Source organism: Parafrankia sp. EAN1pec (assembly GCF_000018005.1).
Lineage (GTDB): Bacteria > Actinomycetota > Actinomycetes > Frankiales > Frankiaceae > Parafrankia > Parafrankia soli.
The window spans coordinates 4167902-4182784 of record NC_009921.1 but is presented as its reverse complement, the minus strand read 5'-3'; the positions used below and the strand labels follow the sequence as shown (position 1 = coordinate 4182784).

Annotated in this window: 17 protein-coding genes; 9 read left to right on the top strand and 8 right to left on the bottom strand. The window is 70.3% G+C overall.

What is annotated here, in order from left to right; translation table 11 throughout:
- Nucleotides 1–68: 68 nt before the first annotated feature.
- Nucleotides 69–1409 (bottom strand): hypothetical protein, encoded by a 1341-nt coding sequence (locus FRANEAN1_RS17030; protein WP_020461059.1) that lies wholly within the window; start codon nucleotides 1407–1409, stop codon nucleotides 69–71.
- Between the two features lie 158 nt (nucleotides 1410–1567).
- Between FRANEAN1_RS17030 and FRANEAN1_RS17025 the strand changes: the two genes are divergently transcribed.
- The 6 genes from FRANEAN1_RS17025 to FRANEAN1_RS17000 all read left to right on the top strand — a co-directional run bounded on the left by FRANEAN1_RS17025 (nucleotide 1568) and on the right by FRANEAN1_RS17000 (nucleotide 7382).
- Nucleotides 1568–1999, top strand: coding sequence for a hypothetical protein (locus tag FRANEAN1_RS17025; RefSeq protein WP_041254294.1), 432 nt, complete (start codon nucleotides 1568–1570; stop codon nucleotides 1997–1999).
- Nucleotides 2000–2460: 461 nt separating this feature from the next.
- Nucleotides 2461–3708, top strand: a complete 1248-nt coding sequence (fxlM, locus tag FRANEAN1_RS17020) for a methyltransferase, FxLD system (RefSeq protein ID WP_020461057.1) — start codon at nucleotides 2461–2463, stop codon at nucleotides 3706–3708.
- Nucleotides 3709–3850: 142 nt separating this feature from the next.
- Nucleotides 3851–4420, top strand: coding sequence for a hypothetical protein (locus FRANEAN1_RS17015; protein WP_020461056.1), 570 nt, complete (start codon nucleotides 3851–3853; stop codon nucleotides 4418–4420).
- 3 nt (nucleotides 4421–4423) lie between these two features.
- A complete protein-coding gene (locus tag FRANEAN1_RS17010; protein ID WP_041254293.1) occupies nucleotides 4424–5254 on the top strand; it encodes a phosphotransferase in 831 nt (276 codons plus the stop codon).
- Between the two features lie 357 nt (nucleotides 5255–5611).
- Nucleotides 5612–6730 carry a methyltransferase domain-containing protein gene (locus FRANEAN1_RS17005; protein ID WP_020461054.1) on the top strand — a complete coding sequence of 373 codons (1119 nt, stop codon included), beginning with the start codon at nucleotides 5612–5614 and terminating at the stop codon, nucleotides 6728–6730.
- A 73-nt stretch (nucleotides 6731–6803) separates the two neighbouring features.
- Nucleotides 6804–7382: a GNAT family protein gene (locus tag FRANEAN1_RS17000; RefSeq protein WP_347177175.1), complete on the top strand. Its 579-nt coding sequence runs from the start codon at nucleotides 6804–6806 to the stop codon at nucleotides 7380–7382.
- Between the two features lie 401 nt (nucleotides 7383–7783).
- Here FRANEAN1_RS17000 and FRANEAN1_RS16995 read toward each other — a convergent pair whose 3' ends face one another.
- Nucleotides 7784–8470 carry a DUF4232 domain-containing protein gene (locus tag FRANEAN1_RS16995; protein ID WP_157472675.1) on the bottom strand — a complete coding sequence of 229 codons (687 nt, stop codon included), beginning with the start codon at nucleotides 8468–8470 and terminating at the stop codon, nucleotides 7784–7786.
- A gap of 387 nt (nucleotides 8471–8857) precedes the next feature.
- On the opposite strand from FRANEAN1_RS16995, the gene FRANEAN1_RS16990 reads away from it, so the two are divergent.
- Entirely contained in the window at nucleotides 8858–9325 is a 468-nt protein-coding gene (locus tag FRANEAN1_RS16990) for an SRPBCC family protein (RefSeq protein ID WP_041254292.1), read from the top strand.
- 120 nt (nucleotides 9326–9445) lie between these two features.
- Here FRANEAN1_RS16990 and FRANEAN1_RS16985 read toward each other — a convergent pair whose 3' ends face one another.
- The 3 genes from FRANEAN1_RS16985 to FRANEAN1_RS41175 all read right to left on the bottom strand — a co-directional run bounded on the left by FRANEAN1_RS16985 (nucleotide 9446) and on the right by FRANEAN1_RS41175 (nucleotide 11326).
- Nucleotides 9446–10225 (bottom strand): alpha-hydroxy acid oxidase, encoded by a 780-nt coding sequence (locus FRANEAN1_RS16985; RefSeq protein ID WP_347177174.1) that lies wholly within the window; start codon nucleotides 10223–10225, stop codon nucleotides 9446–9448.
- Nucleotides 10226–10477: 252 nt separating this feature from the next.
- Entirely contained in the window at nucleotides 10478–11047 is a 570-nt protein-coding gene (locus tag FRANEAN1_RS16980) for an ATPase AAA (RefSeq protein WP_020461049.1), read from the bottom strand.
- A gap of 117 nt (nucleotides 11048–11164) precedes the next feature.
- Nucleotides 11165–11326, bottom strand: coding sequence for a hypothetical protein (locus tag FRANEAN1_RS41175; RefSeq protein WP_347177173.1), 162 nt, complete (start codon nucleotides 11324–11326; stop codon nucleotides 11165–11167).
- A 96-nt stretch (nucleotides 11327–11422) separates the two neighbouring features.
- On the opposite strand from FRANEAN1_RS41175, the gene FRANEAN1_RS16975 reads away from it, so the two are divergent.
- Complete coding sequence (locus tag FRANEAN1_RS16975; protein WP_020461048.1) at nucleotides 11423–12619, top strand: RNA-guided endonuclease TnpB family protein; 1197 nt, start codon at nucleotides 11423–11425, stop codon at nucleotides 12617–12619.
- Nucleotides 12620–12638: 19 nt separating this feature from the next.
- Here the strand turns inward: FRANEAN1_RS16975 and FRANEAN1_RS43555 are convergent, their stop codons facing one another.
- From FRANEAN1_RS43555 to FRANEAN1_RS16965, 3 genes are all read right to left on the bottom strand, one after another.
- The gene (locus FRANEAN1_RS43555; RefSeq protein ID WP_049795691.1) at nucleotides 12639–12881 is read right to left on the bottom strand and encodes a tyrosinase family protein; all 243 of its coding nucleotides are present in this window, start codon (nucleotides 12879–12881) and stop codon (nucleotides 12639–12641) included.
- Nucleotides 12785–13120, bottom strand: coding sequence for a tyrosinase family protein (locus FRANEAN1_RS43550; RefSeq protein ID WP_347177239.1), 336 nt, complete (start codon nucleotides 13118–13120; stop codon nucleotides 12785–12787). Before FRANEAN1_RS43550 ends, FRANEAN1_RS43555 begins: the two co-directional genes overlap by 97 nt.
- A 201-nt stretch (nucleotides 13121–13321) precedes the next feature.
- Nucleotides 13322–13759 carry a hypothetical protein gene (locus tag FRANEAN1_RS16965; protein ID WP_020461047.1) on the bottom strand — a complete coding sequence of 146 codons (438 nt, stop codon included), beginning with the start codon at nucleotides 13757–13759 and terminating at the stop codon, nucleotides 13322–13324.
- A gap of 214 nt (nucleotides 13760–13973) precedes the next feature.
- Here FRANEAN1_RS16965 and FRANEAN1_RS37185 point away from each other — a divergent pair, with 214 nt between their 5' ends.
- The gene (locus FRANEAN1_RS37185) at nucleotides 13974–14882 is read left to right on the top strand and encodes a restriction endonuclease (RefSeq protein WP_198145534.1); all 909 of its coding nucleotides are present in this window, start codon (nucleotides 13974–13976) and stop codon (nucleotides 14880–14882) included.
- Nucleotide 14883 lies beyond the last annotated feature (1 nt).

The window sequence follows — 14883 nt, the reverse complement described above, 5'->3', positions numbered from 1 at the left end:
ACGCAGGCTCGACGGGCCGCCCGAATTCGAGTGCAGGCAGGCCAGGCCAAGGGACCCGGGGCGGCTGCTCAGAGGGCGGCGGTCCGCTGGTCGAGTTCCTGCACCAGTGACTCGGAGCTCCACGCGGACAGCTCGGTGGCGAGCCGGCGAGCACGGTCATGGACCTCTGCGTTCGGGGCGTGTTCGACGATGTCGAGTGCGGCGACGGCTGAGGCGGCGGCCACGTCCGGGGCCGGACGATCCTTACGGACGTACCCAGTGGCGACAGCCAGATGAGCGAGAGCCATGCCCTGGCACGGACGGTCGAACGATTCGGCGGCTCTGGTGCCGAGGGTGATCGCCACTGTGGCGCGGCCGGGTGTCTGTGCCGCGGTGAGCGCGGTGAAGAGCTGTTCGTTGGCGTCGCCCCAGGCGATCGCGGGCCGGCCGGTAGCGGCGGCGCGCATGCTGGTTCGCATCGCCGCGACTGCCTCGTCGGCGCGGCTGTACAGGCCTGCGGCGGCGGCCTCCGCCTCGTAGGCGGCGAGGCGAGCCCGGTCTGCCGGATCCGCGTGCTGGCGTCCCCGCGCGGCGATGTCGGCGGCGTCGAGCGCGAGACCCGCGTCGAGCGCCTGCCATGACTGGATTCCGGCGACGCGGGCCCGAAGTGCTGGTTCTCCGGCGGCGTTGGCGTGTACTTCGGCGATGCCGGCGAAGACCCGGCCGAACCGCTCGTGCCCGGCGAACGAGGCGACCGTCGACAGGCCGGCCGCGAGAGTCCCTGCCAGCAGGGTCAATTTCGGGACGTACGCGGGATGGACTCGCCTCGGCAGGATCCCCTCAACCGCCGTCCAGGCTTCGTAGGCGGGCGGGAACAGATCCGCCGGGTCCGCGGCGTCGCGGTCTCGTTCGAGATTGGCGAGCGCGGTCTCCGCGTCCGCCACGTCCGTGATCTTGGGTCGGTGTGACTGGAGCTGGTCGTCCACGTCGCCAGCGAATGCCAGCACCGCCGCCACGCTGAGGCCTCCGACACCGAAAAGTCTTCTGTCCGTCGTTCTCGCCTCCCCTGCCCTGTCCACTGTCTGCCCTGGCGGTGGGGGTAGTCCATCCATTGCGGGAAACGCTTTCGCCGCGATGCGTCCCAGGCGGATTTCCTCGTCTTCGCGTTTGACCTGTACCCAGCGCTCGAACAGGCTCCCATCGGCGCGAAGGCCGCGGTCCAGGGCGATGATCACGGAGTCGGAGGGGATTCGCCACTCCCGGCCGCCGGGCTGGTGACCCTGGGCTGCGGCGGAGAGGGCCTGGCTGGTGATACCGGTCTGCTGTTCCAAGGCCGACCAGCTCGCGTTTCGCCGCTGTTTGAGTGCGGCGATGTGCGCGATGAGCTGGTCAAGAGCGGGTCGCGGTTCAGGGCCCGGTCCAGTGTGCACGGTGGCTCCCTTCCAACCGGCCGGGTGGCTGTGTGTATCTGCATTGCAGGCAAGCACCTGCATTGCATTCTGTGCCATACCTCTTACGCAGTGTGTCATGGGACGTGTTCGGCGGGAACCACGCCGGCCACTTCCCCGGACCAGCAGAGGAGCGCGTCGTGTACTCGTCCACGGAGGCGCCGGGCAGGTCCGTCGGCCGGACGTCCGCCGACATCGGCCGCGCAGCCCCACCTGGGTCCGACGACGTACCTGGGTGGGTCGGCGCGGCCGAGGGGAGGGAGCCCGGACCGGCCGGCGACGCGGCTCCCTCCCCGCCCCTGCCGGTCCGGGCGCCGCACGCGACCTGGCCGGGTCGTGGCCTGGTGTGCCGGGGGCGTGGTCGTGTCGTCCGGTCGGGCGGCGGCGCTGGGGCCGGTGAGCGGACATGGGCGGTGGTCGTGCTCGACGTCGACGGTGACCCGGTCGAGACTGTCATCGGTTTCACCCCGTTGGATGCCGCTGACACCTACGCCGAGTTCGATCCGGACATCACCCGCTGGACGTCTGTTCCGTCCCGTCCCGGTCTTCCCAAACGGATCCCGGGGAGCTGAAACGGCCCTGTCGGTCCTCCCCGACGGCCCTTCATACGGCCCCCCCGCCCCATCCGCCCACGCGCACGTCTCAGGGGGGCGCGGGCGGGTCGGGCGGCTCCCCTGGTCGTCTGCCCTGGTGCTGATACCGATCCGCTGGGGCAGGCGACCTCACCAGGAAGGACCCGCATGCGCCTCCCCCGACCGACCCTGATGCGGTCTTGCCGTGGCAGCAGCCGTCGACACCTCATCCGACGGCGGTGGACGCGGTCGAGGTCACCCGGGGCCCGGATCTGGTGCTCATCCGGTCGTCGCTCGGCCGGGTGCCGGTCGAGGTGACCCCGAGGGCGTGGGCGAGTTTCGTGGCCGCGGTGAAAGCCTGCGAGTACGAGGCAGAACCGGTAGCTGATTCCCGGCTTGCTGGAATTCACCGGGGCCACCCGAACCGCGGCGGCCCGCACGCGTCGGGAGAGGACACCGCGATGAGCGTCGGCACCACGAGCAGCGAGAGCGAGAGTCTCCGGCACGCGATGGTCGACCGGCTGGCCGCCGATCATGCGGCGAAAGGCCTTGCGCTGCGGCCCGAGGTGGAGGCGGCGATGCGGACCGTCCCCCGCGAGCTGTACACGCCGGGCCTTCCACCGGAGCAGGCGTACGAGAACGAAGCGGTTCTCAAGAAGCGGCGCGGTACGGAAGTGATCAGTTCGGTGTCGGCGCCGTTCCTGATCGCGGAGATGCTCGGTCAGGCCGCGGACGCGCTCGGTGGGCTGGCGGGCTGTCACGCGCTGGAGATCGGTAGCGGTGGCTACAACGCGTCGCTGTTGCGGGAGCTCGTCGGCCCGTCAGGGTCGGTCACAACCGTCGATATCGACCCCGAGGTGACCGGCCGGGCGGTCGCCTGCCTGGCGGCGGCGGGCTACACCGACCTCACCGTGGTGTGCGCGGACGCCGAGCATCCGATCACCTCGGGCCACCGCTACGACCTGATCATTGTCACCGTCGGGGCGTGGGACATCCCGCCGGCGTGGTGTGAGCAGCTCCGTGACGGCGGTGTGCTGGTGGTGCCGCTGCGCACGTTCGGGATCACCAAGTCGTGGGCACTGCGCCGCCGCGGGGACCGCCTGGTCAGTGAGAGCGACCGCCAGTGCGGGTTCGTCTTCATGCAGGGCGACGGGGCCCACAAGGTGCGGTACGTCGACATCGCTGATGGTGTCCGCCTGCGGATGGACGAGGGCCAGCAGGTCGATCCCGCCGTTCTCGAGGGACTTCTGGCGCAGCCTCGGGAGGAGGCCTGGGCCGGGGTGAGCCTGCCGCCCCGTACCGACCTGATCGACCTGAACCTGTGGCTGGCGACCCGCCTCACCCACGAGGCGGGCCAGTTCGTGGTGCTGCTGGCGGAGGAGACGGCGATCGAGGCCGGCACGGTCGCGCCCTCCTGGCAGCACGGCACCCCGGCGACCCTGCGCGACGGCACGCTCGCCTACCGGTCGGCTCTGCGCTGGACCGGCCGGCGGTTCGATCTCGGTGCCTACGCCCACGGGTCCAAGGCCGCCGCGGCGGCCGGGCGGATGGTCGAACACATGCGCGCGTGGGTGGACGCGGGCAGCCCGGCTCCGGTGCTGCACGTCCTTCCCGCGCACACCCCCGACGGCGACCTGCCGGCCGGAGCGGTCCTGAACAAGCGGCACAACCGCCTCGTCCTGACCTTCACCCCCACCGCGTCCGTATAGCCGACCGTCCGGAAGGATCATCGTTGAACGCCGCGACCTCGACCCCCGACGCCACCCCCGACGAGCTGCGCGCGGCCATGGTCGACCGCCTCGCCGCCTCGCCGCCTCGGGAGCGGTCCTCACCAGTGTCGTCGAGGACGCGATGCGCACGGTGCCCCGGCACCTGTTCGTGCCCGACGCCGCGCCCAGCGAGGCGTACGCGGAGCAGGCGGTCATCACCAAGCGCGCCCCTGACGGGGCAGCTTTGAGCTGTGCTTCCGCACCGGAGGTTGTGGCGATGCTGCTGGAGCAGCTCATCCTGTCCGGCGTGGAGATCGGACCCTACGATCCGTTCGACGGGATCTGGCTGCGCCTGACCGCCACCGAGCCCGGCTGCTGCCGCATCGCGGCCACCCCTGAGGCCGTTGGCTCAATGCTGTGCGCACCCGCGATCGCCCAGCGCAGCCCCGCCCTCGCCGAAGAGGACTCGCTCGCCGACCTCAGCCTGGCCCGCAACCACGCGGGACCCGGCCGGCACGTGCTCAGCGCGACCGGACACGGACCGGGCCGCCACGACCTCACCGACAGGCTGATCACCGCGATTCACACCTGGGACGGCGACCGCACGGCAATCCCGGTCGTGACGGCTTACCGCGGACTCACCGGCGCCCCGCACCACCAGCCGTCCGAACTGATCCTGAAGCCGGACAGCCCACTGAAGATCGCCTTCTGACAGGTGCCGCAAGTGAATCTCGGTGGCGTCGTGCTCGGCGAGGTGCTGCATGCGAGCGACAAGTCCCTGCTCGCGCTCGGCGCCTGGCATGGCCTGCCTGTGGTGATCAAGGTGCTACGCACCGACGAGGAGTTCTGGCAGGCCAGGTTCATCCACGAAATCCGGCTCTACCAGGCATTCACTGAGAACCCGCCGCCGGTACGGGTGCCCAACCTGGTGCACACCGACGGGCACAGTGTCCTGATCATCGAGCGCATTCCCGGCCATCCGGTGGACGTCGAGCGCTACCCCGAGCGGCCGCTGTCCGCGGCAACGCTGGACGCGGTGCTGGACACCGTCACCGCGTTCGCCCGGTGGACCCCGCCGCCCGGAGTGCTGGCGCCGGTGTTCGACTATCCCGACCGGGTCGAGCGCTACCACCACGCCGGGTTCTTCGACGCGGACGACCGGGCCGCCCTGCACGCCCTCCTTGATGCGGCTCCTGCGTCGGGGCAGGTGGGGCACGGCGATCCGCTACCGGCCAACCTGCTGCTCACCGAGGCCGGCGGGTGTGTGCTGCTGGACTTCGAGTTCACCGGCCTGTTCCTGCCCGGCTTCGACCTGGCGATGCTGCACACCCTGCTCGCCGACACCCCCGGCGCCCAGGACGCCGTCGACGCGCTGGTGGGCGAAGCCGGAATCGAGGTGCCGTTCCTGATCAACCAGGCGATGGTGCTCTCCCGCGAACTGCGCCTGCACACCGAACTCGACGCGGGCGAGTTCCGCGACAGGCGGTTGGCGCTGCTGCGCCCGCAATGGGACGCCTTCCGCGCCCGGCTGCACGCCCACCGGTGACCGCTGATCGCGTGTCGCGTTCGTGCACCGTGACCTGCCACGCCATCGTGCACGGCTTCGCAGACCACAACGGGTCACCGGGGCGTCCGCGAACTCGACGGCATCCGCCCCACCCGGCAGATCGACCTCTGCGGCGCCGCCCTGGCTACGGCGGTTCGCGGCACATTCGGCGAGAGCGTGCGGTTCGATGAAGGAGACCCACACCGTCGCGTGGATCGGACAGCCGGTGGTCAGCTCCTGGCAGGACGCCCAGCACGGGATCAACCCCGCGCGGCGCATCCCCCGCCGGCCCCGGATCTCTCCGAACCTCTCCGGAACTCACGAACGGCGAACTTCAGAAAGCCCACACGCGTGGACATGACCAACTGGCGGGCCCACGCCCGCACCCTGGCGGACCAGGTCACCCATCCCGGCTCCCGCTGGCACCGGGCGCTCGTCGACACACCGCGACACCGGTTCGTGCCCGCCTGGTGGGACGACAGCGACGGGTCGTGGGCGCTGCGCCGTGGTCCGCTCGCCGGCGCCTACGCGGACCGGTCGCTGGTCACCCGGGTCGGCCCGCTGCACGCCGACCTCGCCGAGGACGACGACCACCCGCAGGGCCGACCGACCTCGTCGTCGACCGCGCCGAGCCTGGCCCTGACCATGTACCGGTACGGGCATCTGTCCAGGGGCCTGGACATCGCCGACGTCGGCACCGGGTCGGGGTACGGAGCGGCCCTGCTCGCCCGCCGCTACGGGTCCCAGCACGTCACCACTCTGGACGTCGATCCGTATCTGGTGTCCGCCGCCGCCGGCCGGCTGGCCGCCCTCGACCTGCACCCGACGGCGCTAACCGTGGACGCCACCGGCCCGCTGCCCGGCACCTACGACCGGATCGTCTCCATGGTTTCGGTTCCCAGCATCCCGCCGAGCTGGCTGGCCGCGCTGCGTCCCGGCGGCCGGCTGGTCACCACCATCCGCGGCACGTGGATCATCCTCACCGCGACGAGAACCCGCGACGGGGTGTTCGGGCAGGTGGAGCGGGACTGGGCCGGGTTCATGGATGTTCGCAGCGGCCCCGACTACCCTCCGGTCGCGGCCGTCGACTTCGACCGGATCGCCGAACAGGTGGGCGTCGGCCGGTACCCGGTGCTGCACGTCGCCGACGCCTGGGAGTTGTCCACCATGCTCCACCTGGCCGTCCCGGGTATCGAGCACCGCTATCGCCGCGAGGCCGACGGCCGGCACACCGCGCTCATGGCTCACCCTGACGGGTCATGGGCGCGGGGAACCGCGATCGGTACCGATCCGCCGACGGTGCACCAGGGCGGGCCCCGCCGGCTGTGGGAGGCGCTCGACACCGTCCGGGACGACTGGCTCCGTCTCGGATGGGCCCCGTTCCTCGGCGCGCAGGCGATGATCCGCGACGACGGCACTATCAAGCTCATCCGCGGCGACTGGCGGGCAACCATACACGCCGTCTCAACACCCTAGAATCTGATCTTCAGGGAGCATTGACGTCCATCGGCCGCCGGGCGCGAGCCACCAAGCTCGCGAGAATGGGTAAGTGGATCCCGTCTATCGACCCGGTGTTATTCCGCTGCCTCCCCGGCTGCGGGAGGGGCGGATACAACTTCGTCCGTGGAACGCTGAAGATCTTCTTTGTGTCGAGGAGGCAAGCCGGGACCCGGTCATCCCCCGGGGTACGACGGTGCCGAGCCGTTTCACCGCGGCGGCCGGTCACGCTTTCATCCAGCGGCAATGGGGACGCCACACATCGGGAGAGGGACTCAGCCTCGCCATAACCGAGGCCGATACCGACACGGCCATCGGCCTGATGACGTTGCTCCACCGCCAACAGTCCGGTGTCGTCGGAGTCGGCTACTGGACGGTCGCCAGTCGGAGACGCGCAGGGGCCGCCAGCACCGCCCTGACTCTCCTGAGCAGTTGGGCACTGGGCCTGGCCGCCATCGTCCGGCTGGAAGGCCACGTCGAACCAGCCAACCACGGGTCCATCCGGGTACTCGAGAGCGCGGGCTTCCACCGGGAGGGACGGCTCAGGCAGTACCTGGACATCGGCGGGAGCCGCCGCGACGTGTGGCTCTATTCGCTCATCACCAGCGACGTCAGCGACACGCCCCACTGACCCAGGCCCATCACGTGATCGTCGCCAGAGCCAGAAAAACCCGTCGAGCCACTTTCGCCCTGGCCGGGGCGGCGAAGGAGCCCGCCCCGTTCGCGCAGGCCCACCATCTCGGCCTGCTGCTCACCACCATCGGCGCGTTGCCTGGGGACGGGCAAAGCCGCAGTAGCCCAGGTCCGAGCGCCCCGCACCGGCACGGAAGGCCCGGGAACCGCTGGGCGGGCCGGTATTTGCCTCTGTGGCGGAGCACGGCCGACGCCGTGTAGTTGACTCGCGGAAAGGAGCGATGCGCGATGGTTGACGCGGGGACGTCGACGCACTCCGCTGACATTGAAAAAGGTTCCGCCGCCCGGGAGTGGTACCGATCCCACTCCCGGGCGGCGAAAGACATGCCCGCCGTGCGCTCAGCCGATGATGACCGTGGTGACGTCCATCTGGTGGATGGCCGTTGATGTGCAGGCCGTGGCGACCGCCGGCGGGCCAAGCGACAGCGAGTGCATCGATCCCGGCGGGTGGACCTTCAGGGCCCGTACGGGCGCGGTCTCTCCCTGCTGGTCACAGCCCACCTGCAGGCCAGGCTGCACGGTGTGCAGGACTGCCCGTGCGGATTCGCCCGGCTTCAGGAACACGACCGGGCCTGTCGGGCCGATGTGGGCGGCCGGGGCGCCGACCTGCTGGCCGTTGTCTCCGACGAAGGACACCTGGGGGAATCCCTGCAGCCAGCAGGCCGCCGGGCCGGTGTTGGTCAGGACGAGCTGTTGAAAGATGTTACCCGCGCCGGGGTCCGGGCGGGTCGAGCTCAGTGTCAGCGACGGGCCCGGGCACATCCCGGACGGACCAGCGGCACCGCCCGACCACATGCCGCCGGACGACATGCCCGCCGGGGGACCGCCCGCTATGGCACTGGCACCGCCTCCCACGGCTAGCCCGATGAAACCGGCGGCGGTCAGCGCGGCGCTGGCGAGCAGCAACGCCTCCCGGGAGCGAGCCGCGTGCCGGCGGGAAACCGGCTCAGGCCGGCCCAGCGGCTCTTGCCGGTCCAGTGCTCCGGGCCCGTCCGACGACCGGTGCCAGCTCACCTGCCCCGGCACGCTCGAATGTCCCGGTCGAGTCGAACGCCTGCTCCTGGTCGGCTTTCCGTGCGTGTGCGGCCCGTTCACGGCGACCTCCCCGGTCCGGCGCCCGGATCGGCGCGACGCCGGAATGCTCATGCGGTGCCTGATACGCATCCAGTTGCGGAGCCTCGGTGAGATTTCTCTGATGGTCGCGGCACCGCATCCAGCAACGGTGTCCCGCCTTTGTCGACCGCCTTCCTTCCCCGATAACGGTGCGTGACACCCGGGGTGCGGGCTGGCCCGGAGGGCGGGAACCCGGCTGGTCCGATCGGGCGGTGCCGGGTAGGGCGCAGGCCAGTTTCGAGCGGGTCCCGTCAAAACACTCCTTGCCCGAACCGCTTGGCCCCCTGCAAAACTGGCGGGATGGAGACCGAACGATTCGAGGTACGACGGCAGATCGCCGCATCGCCGGAGAGAATCTTCGCGGTGCTGTGCGATCCGCACGGACACGTCACGATCGACAGCTCCGGGATGCTCCAGTCCGCGCAGGGCAATCCGGTCACCGGGATCGACGACGAGTTCGTCGTCCACATGGACCGGGAGTCCCTGAACGACTTCCCGCTGGGGAAGTACGACGTCACCGTCGTGATCACCGGGTTCGTTCCGAACACCGAGATCGAGTGGACGATCACCGTCAAAGACTGGCCGCCTATCGGGCACCGGTACGGCTACCGCCTCGAAGCGAGCGAGGGCGGCACGCTGGTGACGTCGTACTACGACTGGAGCGCGATCGGTGACGAGTACCGGGAAGGTGTCTTCCCGGTCATCCCGGAGGCCGGCCTGCGGGCCACCCTGGGGATCCTCGCCCGCACGGTCGAACGGCAGCGGTAGCCCGATCTCCGGCGTGGACGTAACCGCGACGAGTCAGGTCAAGCCGGAATGTGGACAGCGCTGTGGGGTCCAGCTGGGGGTGCGGGACATCCTGGGTAGATCGTGCCGTCGAGTCGTCCGTTACCCCGGTGGCTGAGCGCCGGCGGTGTCGACCAGCCCGGCCAGGTCCGGGGTGATCTCGTCCGGGTTTCGGGCACCGACGAGGGTCATGGCGTGCTGCAACTCGGCGGTGACGGTCCTCAGCAGTCGGTGCACGTTGTCAGCCCCGGCGGTGGCCAGCGCCCACAGGACAGGCCGGCCGAGCAGGACCGCGCGGGCTCCGAGGGCGAGGGCCGCCAGCACGTGGACGCCGCTGCGGATACCGCCGTCGACGTAGGTCTCGGCGCCGGTGCCCACCAGGGCGCGGGCGATGCCGGGAAGGGCGGTGGCCGTGGGGACGGCGACGTCGAGCTGGCGACCGCCGTGGTTGCTGACGATGACCGCGCGGGCCCCTGCCCGCACGGCGCTCAGCGCGTCGTCGGCCCGCAGGACTCCCTTGACGACGACGGGCAGCCGGCTGATCCCCTGGAGCCAGGTGATGTCGTCGAAGGTGAGGTCGGTGGCGACGGCGACGTCCCCCGGTGCGGCGGTCGGCAGGAGGTGACCGCCGTACCAGGGCGCGTCGGATCCGGGGCCGGGATGGGGCCGGTCGCCGACGACCGGGGTGTCGACGGGGGTGCCGAGAACGGTCGTGGCGGTGCGCACGCTGGTGACGTCGCGTAGGACCCGCGGGTGCAGCCGCAGGGCATCCCAGGCCGGGGTTGCCTCGTGCAGCGCGTGGTGGGTGCCGGCGCCCTGCCGGAAGTAGTCGTACACATCGCGGGGCAGGGCTGCGGCGGCCCGCTCCTCAAGCTCGTCCACCCACCGGGTCACTGTCCGGCTCCGGACGTGAGAGCGCGGGCCCGGCCGGCGTGATCACGTTCCTGGTCCACGCCAGCCCCCCGTTACTCCCCCACACACGCCCGTGCCGGCAGGCAGGACGCCGTGGCCCGCGCGCGGCAGGCCCCCACCGTCGAGCCGCCCACATTGTTTGTATTTACAACATTGTTCGTATTCGCCGGCTCGGAGGCAAGCCGCGGGACGTCGGGCTCCGATGAGACGACGCTGGCCGACCTACTGCCGGCTGGCGGCTCTCAGCGGGCCCGCGCACCAGCGTTCGACGGCGGCGTGGTTGTCCAGACGGACGATCGGGAGTTCGGGTCGCCGCTCACGCAGAGCCGCCACCCGCAGGGTGCTCTTGTGGTGGGTTGACCAGGCCCAACGTACGACGTGCTCGCGGTCGGTGAAGATCGTGCGCAGGGGCGGCTCGACGTTGCCGTTCCACAGCACCTCTTTGCGCAGCCGCCGGAGCAGTGTCCGACGCACCACCTGCCGCATGACCGTCCGGCGCGGCAGGGCCAGCCAGACCAGCAGCTCGGCGCGCTCCGCGAGCAGACCTCGCACGAGGCTGTACTGCCACTCGGTCGCCCACCGGGGTCCGGCGCTGAACGTGTCGACGTCCGCCAGGAAGGTCTCCCGCGGCGTCCAGGCCGGGCCGTGGTGCAGCGCGTCGAGCTCGATGTGCGGGATGTCGAGGACCGCTGCCATCCGACGGGCCAGCGTCGTCTTACCGGAGCCCGACGTCCCGGCGACGAGCACACGTCGAGGACGGCCGGGCAGCGGGTCATCGGCGGACAGCATCATCACCGATCCACGGTAACGATCTACCTCCGGCCGTCCCGCCGCGAGTCGATGCCGATGGCGGGTCTGACCAGCCCGTCCTGTGCGGTGGACGTGGACGCGACCGGTGTGTGGCCGGCGTCAGGGCAGGACGTCGTAGGAGTACCAGGTGCCCGGATCGAGCACCTGTCGCGGGGTGAGCGACGCGTCGAGCAGGGCGATCATGGCATCGTCGATCCGGTGCCCGGTCGGGGCTGCCGGCTCGTCGTTCCCGGGTTCGTAGATCCGTCCGTGGCTGGTCATCGGGATCTCGCCGTGGATACCCCGACCTTCAGCCCGGGGAGGAAACGGCGCCCCTTGCCGGACCGCATGAGCGAATCCTTTCGGTAGAATGAGGGTATGTCCCGCTACCGGCTCGACCCGGCAGCCGAACAGGCGGCCGGAATGGAGGAGCACTGCGGGCACGCGCGTTTTGTCTGGAATCTCGCGGTCGAACAGCAGTCGTGGTGGAAACCCGGCCGGGGGAACGCGCCGAACCATGCGGAGCGTTGCCGGCAGTTGACCGAAGCGCGGGCGGAGTTCAAGTGGCTGCGGGCCGGTTCGCAGACCTTTCAGCAGCAGGCGCTTCGAGACTTCGACCAGGCTATGCGGAACTTCTTCAACGGCTCGCACCGCCGCCCGATCTTCCGGAAACGTGGCCGGTCCGATGGTTTCCAGATCGTGGGGAAGAACGCACGGGTCGAGAATCTGAACCGGAAGTGGTCCCGATGCTGGATCCCGAAAGTCGGCTGGGTGAGGTTCCGCGTGTCGCGGACGATCCCGGACTTCAGGTCGTACCGGGTGACACGGGATCGGGCGGGCCGCTGGCATGTGGCGTTCGCCGCGGCACCTGACCCGATCCCCGCGCCGGGAACCGGCGAGGTCGGCGAGGTCGTCGGTGTGGATCGGGGTGTTGCCGTGTCCGCGGCGCTGTCCACCGGGGAGCTGCTGTCCTGCCCGAAACTGAGACCGAAGGAAGCGGAACGGCTCCGCCGGCTCCAGCGCCGGTTGGCGAAAGCCACACGCGGGTCGAACCGGCGTGGCCGGCTGAAGACCCAGATTGCCCGGGTGAAAGTCCGGGAGGCCGACCGGCGGAAAGACTGGGTGGAGAAAACCTCCACCGATCTTGCCCGCCGGTTCGACGTCATCCGGGTGGAGGATCTCCGTATCAAGAACATGACCCGGTCGGCCCGAGGTACTGTCGACCAGCCGGGCCGGAATGTTCGACAGAAAGCCGGGCTGAACCGGGGCATCCTCGCCAACGGGTGGGGTCTCCTTGCCCGGCGGTTGGAACAGAAAGCACCCGGCCGGGTGGAGAAGATCCCGGCCGCCTACACCAGTCAGTGTTGCTCGTCCTGCGGGCATGTGGCGCCCGGGAACCGCGAGAGCCAAGCGATGTTCCGGTGCGTCGCCTGCGGGCACACGGCCAACGCGGACGTGAACGCGGCACGCAACATCGCGGCTGGACGGGCCGTGACCGCGCGGGGAGGCACGGTGTTGGCCGCGCCCGCGAACCGCGAACCTCAACATTCCACACCTCCTCTGGTGGGTGTGTAGGAGTTGGAATCCCCCGCGTTCACGCGAGGGAGGACGTCAACCAGGACTCCCAGATGCGGTCCACGTTGCAGTGGTTGAAGAAGAAGACCGGGTCGTTCGGGGAGATGCCGGGCAGCATGTCACCGCCGACCCAGACGTGCACGCGGCTGTGGAGCTGCGGCCCGTTCACCCAGCCCTTGACGAGGTTGCGGTGGGTGACGAGGGAGGGGGATGCGTCCCACGGGGCGCTGTCGTAGTCGTCGTTGTCCAGCGCGGCCCGCACGTCGGAGACCTGCCCAGGAGGGTGTCGCTCCACAGGCGCTGGGTGCGCTGCACGGTGGTCGGGAGATCGCCGCCGTCGGTCACCCAGTCCCAGTAGGGCAGGGTGGTGTCAGGGTCGCCGCTGTGGCGTTGGAGTTGCTGTTCCATCCGGAGCAGGTACATCCGGTGCCAGGGCAGGAACACCGGGCCGCCGTGGGCCCGGTTGCGCATCGTGGCATCGGAGGAGGTGCCCAGCTGCATCGCGGCCCAGTGCCAGATGACGAACAGGTCCCACACCGACAGGGGCTGCTCGATGCCGCGCATCCGGAACCCCGGGATCACCCGGGCGAGGACCTGGCCCGCCGAGCGCGCGGTGACCGACGTTAGCTCACTGCTCAGGTCGGCGGCCGCGGCGAGGTAGCGCCGCGGTGGGGTCCTGAAGAATGTTTGTCCGGACGGCGGTCACCGATGGTCTCCATGATCGCTTCCAGTGTGCCCCGTGTGCTCGTGGTGCTCGTGGTCCGGCTGGCCGGGTCCGTCGGTGTCCGCGAGTTCGTCGCGGACGGGTGGTTTCTCCCAGAGGGTGTCGATGACGGTCTTCACCACGTCGACGGCGGAGCTGGGCGCGTACTGCGGGAAGCGGTGGTAGTGGACCGCTCCGGAGGGCAGCACCTCGACGTGGCCGGCGAGCGGCCGGCCGTCGATCGTGATCCGGTAGGTGGTCTCGATCTTCACCTGATGGCCCTGGTAGTCGAACTCCCGCGTGCTCGTCGACGTGCCGTCCCCGGGCCCGTGGTCGTGGCCGTGGTCGTGCGGGGGCTCCCCCACATCGCGCAGGCCCTCCCCGGAGAGGAAGTACCCCGCGAGATCCTCCGCCGAACCGGCACCCTGCTCGTCCACGGCACCCTCCTGACTGTCGTCGTCCGCATCTCACCAGAGGCGCGGAGGGTCACACAACGCTCACGACCCGTCGGGCTGGCGACAGTGAAGGTGACCGTCTCTCACCTGCGGAAAGTTCGGATGTGTAGCCACACGACGCTCAGGAGTCCCGGATTGGCCGGCGGGCAGTCCAACCCAAGGCAATAATCAACACATAAACAACAAAAAATTACAGGTGTTCAGGGAGCGCCTTGAGCTCGCGGCACCCTGGGACGACTTGTGGCAGCCACTGCTGTTCACCGTCGTGCTCGGCACCGCCGTGGTTCTCGTCGGCTGGCTGCCGCTGCTCCTGGTCGCCGTACTCGTTCTCGGCCGGCGCGCGGGCCTGGCCCGCGCCTCCTTCGAGAGACGTCAGCGTGAACGCCACAACGAGGCACTCGCCGGCATCGACGACAAGTCCAGCCCGGAGCTGAGCCGTTTCGTCGCCACGCTGCTCACCAGGGACGGCTGTGTCGACGCGGAGGTCATCCCCCTTGGGGGGAGACATGGCCTCGACGTCCTCGCCACCACCTCCGCCGGCGAACGGATCGCGGTGGCGTGCCACCGCCACACCGGCGAGACGACCATCAGCCCGAACCTCATCAGACGGTTCCGCAGCCACCTCCTCGACCGCTACCACACACCCCCGACCACCGCCGTGATCGTCACCTCGGGGCGGCTGACCGATCCCGCCCGCGTCTACGCCGAGGAACACGGCGTCGTCGTCGTGGAACGTCACCGGCTGGGGCTGTGGGCGTTGGGTAGCCCACCGCCCGTGCGCGGACTGCGAGCCCGCACGCTGCCCGCCGGGGCGAGCCGCGCCGATCATCCGCTGCCCACCAGGGCCAGCGAGCGCGTTCTCTGGCTCACTCCCGTGCCCACCCTCGTCGTCCTGTGCACCGCGGGACTTGGCCCCGCCCTGCTGTTCCTGGCCGTGGCCCTCGCCACCGCGACGCTCACCGCCGGCGCCGACGCCCACTTCGACCCTGAACCGCCACCGCTCCGGTGGCCGTGGTGGCCGCTGTGGGCGGAGGCCTCGGCGAAGCCCGCCGCCGCCGCCCTCGCCGCGACCATCCTGCTGGCCCTTCACGCACAGGCCGGCTGAG